This is a genomic window from Clostridium aciditolerans (assembly GCF_016316925.1).
Lineage (GTDB): Bacteria > Bacillota > Clostridia > Clostridiales > Clostridiaceae > Clostridium_AM > Clostridium_AM aciditolerans.
On the sequence record NZ_JAEEGB010000053.1, the window covers coordinates 24,566 to 30,618 of the forward strand.

The 6,053-nt window shown below is 28.9% G+C and carries 5 protein-coding genes; all 5 read right to left on the bottom strand.

The window, feature by feature from the left end:
• Nucleotides 1–3: 3 nt before the first annotated feature.
• Nucleotides 4–780: a L,D-transpeptidase family protein gene (locus I6U51_RS24060; RefSeq protein ID WP_211145084.1), complete on the bottom strand. Its 777-nt coding sequence runs from the start codon at nt 778–780 to the stop codon at nt 4–6.
• Between the two features lie 118 nt (nt 781–898).
• The gene (locus tag I6U51_RS24065) at nt 899–3,613 is read right to left on the bottom strand and encodes a UPF0182 family protein (RefSeq protein ID WP_211145085.1); all 2,715 of its coding nucleotides are present in this window, start codon (nt 3,611–3,613) and stop codon (nt 899–901) included.
• A 5-nt stretch (nt 3,614–3,618) separates the two neighbouring features.
• Entirely contained in the window at nt 3,619–4,782 is a 1,164-nt protein-coding gene (locus tag I6U51_RS24070; RefSeq protein WP_211145086.1) for a DUF362 domain-containing protein, read from the bottom strand.
• Between the two features lie 33 nt (nt 4,783–4,815).
• Nucleotides 4,816–5,331, bottom strand: a complete 516-nt coding sequence (locus I6U51_RS24075; protein WP_211145087.1) for a transcription repressor NadR — start codon at nt 5,329–5,331, stop codon at nt 4,816–4,818.
• Nucleotides 5,332–5,442: 111 nt separating this feature from the next.
• The coding region (locus I6U51_RS24080) for an HDIG domain-containing metalloprotein (protein ID WP_343069865.1) at nt 5,443–6,053 on the bottom strand (611 nt) is incomplete at its 5' end.

Consider the following 6,053-nt stretch of genomic DNA (forward strand, 5'->3'; position numbering starts at 1 on the left):
AATTTAATAGTGTATAATTACAGATGAACCTTCTGGAATATTATTATATATCCATTCAGCGTCATGTATAGATATTCTTATACACCCATGTGATGCTGGAAATCCTATCTTTTTCTTTTCATCTTCTATTATATTACCTTTTTTATCAACTGGTATAGAATGTATCAAATAATTTGAAAAAAATTTAATATAATATCTTGCACCTTCTTGATATTTGTTGCTATAAAAATACTCACCCTTACATTGTACATTAAATATTCCAAGAGGTGTTTCTGTCTCTTGATCTCCTAGTATTCCTGTAGAGCATTGTATCCTTTTTAATAATTTATCTTTTTTTATAACACTTATATTTTGATTAGTTAAGTTTACATCTAAAGTATATTCTGTTTTTTTATATATTTCACCTTTTAAATTATCGCTATTTTTCTTAATCCACCCTTTTTTTCCATCTTTATTTTCCTCACAGTATAGATATCCGTTGTTTTCTTTATAAGCTACTACTACGTCATCTTTTGGTAATGTAAATACTATTTTATCCTTACCTGAGCTATCCTCATATACATTTACTTTTTCTTTGTTTATATAATATGTTTTTTTAAAGCAGGTTCTTGAAGAAAATATACTTATATCTTTTATATCTATCTTTTTATCATTATTATCTTTATTTATATCATCATTATTGATTGTTTGCTGCGTATTTTCATCAAGTTGTACCATAAAAGCTGGTGCAAATATAAATATACAAGTAAGTATAATACTATAAATTACTGTCTTTTTCATTGTAGTTTCCTCCAATATAGTGCTATATTGACATTATCTACAAATAAATAAACTTTAAACATATGCATATAATTATATTCAAAAAAAGAACGGGAGTAATTCCCGTTCTTTTTTAAACCTATTTATTTAGTTCATTAATCGTTTCTCCAAGCGTCTTAATATATTCACCGTATTTTGCCCAATCACCATTTTTTTGCGCCTCTACAGCCTTTTCATATAGTTCTTTAGCTTTCTTTACTTTATCTAGCTTTTGATCACTATCAGAATACTGAGTCTGACCAGCAGCATTATTTGTTTGACTATTGTCTTTATAGTTAAATAACTGTTGAAGGGCACTTTCTATATTTTCGGCTAAAATAATTTTATCTCCATAAGAAACTATAACCCTCTTCATCTCAGGAATACTATTTTTACCACTAGCCCTTAAGTACATAGGCTCTACATATAGCAGAGAATTGTTTATAGGAACTATTATAGTATCTCCAAATTGTACTTGAGATCCAGCTTTATTCCATAATGACAGCTCCTTTGATATGGTTGTATCTTGATTTAACATTTGTTTAAATAAATATGGACTATAGATAGTTTTTTGAGGAGGGAATTTATATAATATCATTTTACCATAATTATTTTTATCCATCCTTGCTCCAAATAGAGCAACCATATTGTCCTTATTTCTCATATTAAAATATTGGAGAAGTATCATTTCTTCTTCCTTTTCTCCTGGTAATTTCATTACTACATACGGAGCTTCCATGCTATCCTTTTCTCCATCTACCTGTTTTTGATTTCTTGAAACTTCCCATAAATCTTCTCCATTATAGAATACCCCTGGATCTGTCATATGATATTTACCAAGAACATTGCACTGAATCTTAAATAAATCTTCTGGGTACTTAAAATGTTGCTTTAAGTCTTCTGACAACTTTGATGTATCTTTAAATAGCCCAGGAAATATTTTTGAATAGCTCATAGCAATAGGATCATTCTTGTCCACTAAATAAAAATCTGTAGTTCCATCTACTGCACTTACTACAACCTTAACAGAATTTCTTATATAATTTACATCATTATATGGTTGTGAAAAAGGATATCTATCAGAAGTAGTATATGCATCTATTATCCAGTATAACTTACCACCACTTATTACTATATAAGGGTCCGAATCATAAGTTAAAAATGGAGCTATTTTCTTTACTCTATCTACAATATTTCTATTTATCAGTATTTTACTTTCACTTGTTATATCCCTTGATAAAAGAAAGTTTAAATCTTTTTTATTTGCAGCAAAGAGTATTTTATTTGCAAAGTTCATCTTTATACCCGCTGGACCTTCATATTTATTTGTCTGGTTTTCTCCACCTTTTGGATAATCAAATTCACTTAATTTGGTATTAACAATTGCATAGTCATTTGTCTTTTCTCCAAAATATATCCTTGGATTATCAAGCTTTATATCTGTTTTATTTTCTGGAGGTATATCCTTAATAACAAAGTCAGGTTGTCCTTCTGGTGTTACCGAATTTACTTTGCTCATTACTACACCATAGCCATGAGTATATACCAAGTGTTTGTTCTGCCATGTACTTGGATCTATAGATTGAGTGTTAACTTCTCTTGGTGCTACAAAAACTTGACTAAAGTTACCATTGATATTGTATCTATCTATATCTATACCATTGAATCCATAATAATATCTTATAATTTGAACTTGATTATAAAATTCTAGTGCTGGCTTAAAGGAATTTATTCTTATATTACCTATAGTATCTTTATTATTTTCTAAATCCTCCTTAGTTAAGTTATCTTTTACCTCGAAAGGTCTTGCATCTATTTTTTCTATATTAAAAGCCTTTCTCGTATAATCTATATTATACTTTATATAAGGCTGCTCTAAGGTTTTTTCATTTGATTTAACAAGAAAGTTTTGTACTCCTAATGATATTGCCTGTTCGGCCACTGCTAGGGTTATTATTGTTGCTATAGATATAATAATTGGTTTTGGCTTGGATTTGAGTATACTATAAAACATAATGATAGCTGCAATAAGTGACACTACTATGATTATCTTATAAAATAGCAAGCTTATATGGGCATCTGTGTAACTTGCCCCAAAGGCAACCCCTCTACTGCTATATACGAGTCCTAAAGCCTTTAATAGATACCCTATCGAAACAAATACCATTAGTAGCGAAGATACAATAGCTAATTGTCTTCCTGCAAATCTTGTAAGTCCACTATTTAGAAAAGTTACTTTTGGAAAACTTCTTCTTATTCCTCGTGCTGAATATATTCTATCCTTTGCACTTAAGACAAAATAAGTTGCTATCGTGATTAATATTAGAAAAATTAGTAAAGATACAATAGCATTATATAAAGATTGTATTAGTGGAAGTTTAAAAACATAAAATGATACATCTAAATTGAAAATAGGGTCCTTAAAGTTAAAGTTAATTGAATTACTAAATTGAAGTATCCTGTACCAGTATGTTACCGAAAATACATAAGAAATAAACAAAGAAAATATTAAATTAGCCGTAATAAATAACTTTTTTTCAATACTATTTTTATGGCTGTTTACCTCAACAACTTTCTTATACTTAATAATACTTAATCTTAAGCTTTTATAATAAAGCCATATTCCAATAAAGCTTATAGCAAAAATAGGAATCATTAATTTAGCAACTGCTATAAGTTTAGTAAAATAAACAGATAAATAACCTACCTCTTTGTACCACTCTATATTTACTATAAAATTAACTATCCTATCTAAAAATATTAAACATAGTATTATAGTAAAGACTGTAGTACCTAGGGCTATTTTCTTCCTCATATAAATCACCTCTTATTCATTTTTAGCATTTTTCCTAGTATAGAATATTTGGTTTCTATTGCTCCACAAGGACATAATTCTTGACAACAAAAACATCTAATGCATTCCTTCATATTCCATGTGGGTTGAAGTTTTCCTTTATTATTTACCATCTTTATAACTCGTGGTTTTTCAGGACAAACCTCTTGACACCTTTTACAACTTATGCACTTTTCTGCTATAAGCGATGGATCTGGTGCTATTAGATCTCTTAAAAAATTAGTTACTCCAGGGCTTATGAAGTAAAAATTTCCTCCTTTTCTACAAAGCTCAAAATCCTTTGATTTCATACTTTCAATATCTTCACCTAGAACTTGTATGTCTTTAGTAAGTACTGTTCCCCAATTATGATCATATGCTTCTTTAAGTACTGGTATATCTAATGGATTATCATAACCTATAAGTCTTACTGCCGTTGAGTCTACTGCAGTTAAACTTTTACCCATAATCATCGTATTCATTTTTTTAGGTTTTCCACTCTTAGGGCCATTTCCCTCCATGGCTACAATGCCATCAAGTATGGCAAAACTTGTATTAACCAAAGAGTTAAGATCTAATAACATTTTACAAAAGTTATTTGCTTTAGGCATCCTTGTATGCCAAGTTGCTTTTAATGTTCCTGGAATACATCCAAACTGATTCTTTACAGCTCCCGTAAAATAAGCCATAGCATGAGTTTTAAGCTTAGGGAGAGTTATGAGAACATCTGCTTCGTAAGGTGCTTTTGCTACGGTCCATGACTTACATAATATTGATTCATCAAGCTTTACATGAGTAGATTCCTTAAAATCCTCAAATTTTACATCGTATTTTTCTGCTACTTTCAAAAGCCCTGACTTTTCTGCTGCTTTTTTTGCTTCTCCGAATCCAGGTGAATCCCCAAATGATATGTTACTTGAATAGTCCTTTATAATTTTTATAACGGCTTCAAATACATTAAAATTTGTAATTACAGGGGAACCTGCTTCCTCTATTGCTAACATATTAGGCTTTAATAAAACTTTGCTGTTATATGGTATAAGTTCTCTCAAAAATTTATCTCCACCTAACAAATCAAATCCTTCTCTTAACTTTTCTTCTATAAGCTTAGTATTATATTCTTCACATTTTAATAGTACAACCTTTTCCATAGCACTTCTCCATTCTATGACTTTTATAATTATTTAATCAGATACTAAATAGTTTTTAACTTTTAATTCTTCAATTATATTTTGTATTATATCATTGTTTTCTGCTGCAATAGTATGAAGATGTACTCCACCAGTTAGAATCAGAAGAGGTTCTGCCTTATATTCATTAATTCTTTTCACGAAATTTTCTATGTCATAAAATGTTTTGGCCATAATCATCCCTCTTATTTCACCATATAAAGGATGTTCAACTATAACGTCTTCTACAACGCCTCCAAACTTAACTATTATTTTTAATTCCTCTTCAATGTTAGCGGCTATATGTGATACTGCAATTACTTTCTTTACTACACTCTTTTCTTCTTTATGTATTAAATATCCTTCTGGGGTTGCTATAATTTTTTTACCTTCTGCTCTTAAAATAGCAATATCTTTTACTATAACCTGCCTTGTTACCCCTAACTCTTCCGCTAGTATATGTCCTTTTTGAGGATTATCGCCTTTTCTTAATAATTCCTCTATATAGTTTCTTCTTTCTTTTGAATTCATATTTACCTCCATTAGAACATATAAAGTTATCTCAATCTTTAGAATTACTAAATATAACCATATCTATATATTACCATTATTCAGATAAAAATAAAACAATATTTAATTTTATTAATTTTTATCATCACATTCTCTCAGTATATCTAATTCCTTATTACCCTTTATTTCAAAGTTATGATGATTTTCAATCAAGTATAGTAAGTTCTTATCATAACTATATTTCTCCAATATATTGCAACCTAACTTGCCATGATTGTAATAAACATTTACCTTTTCTATTTTGGATAATCTTTTTATACTTCCTTTTGTTATATTATCTGCCATAACTATTATCGATTTGTCTATGACACTTAGTTTTTTTATGATTTTCCCTATATCATGCAATAGCGCTGCCTTTATAAGTAAGCTTGAATTTATGTTTTGTTGTTTACAAGTATATTCTACATCATATGCAACTTTAATAGAGTGTTTTTGTTCTGATTTAGACAACTTGTAAAACAATTTTAATTCACTATGATTTAAATGTTTATTTATGAATTCCTTATCCTTATCTTCAACTTTAGAACTTATGGACCAATAAAATTGTTTTACTCTATAGAAATTCATTGATATACACCTCTCAATCTGAACCCTTACTCTCATTATAGAATATTTTTTTATTTTACAAAATAAAAAAATACCTGTAACTTCTGTTACAGGTATTTTTATGGTGGAGATAAAGA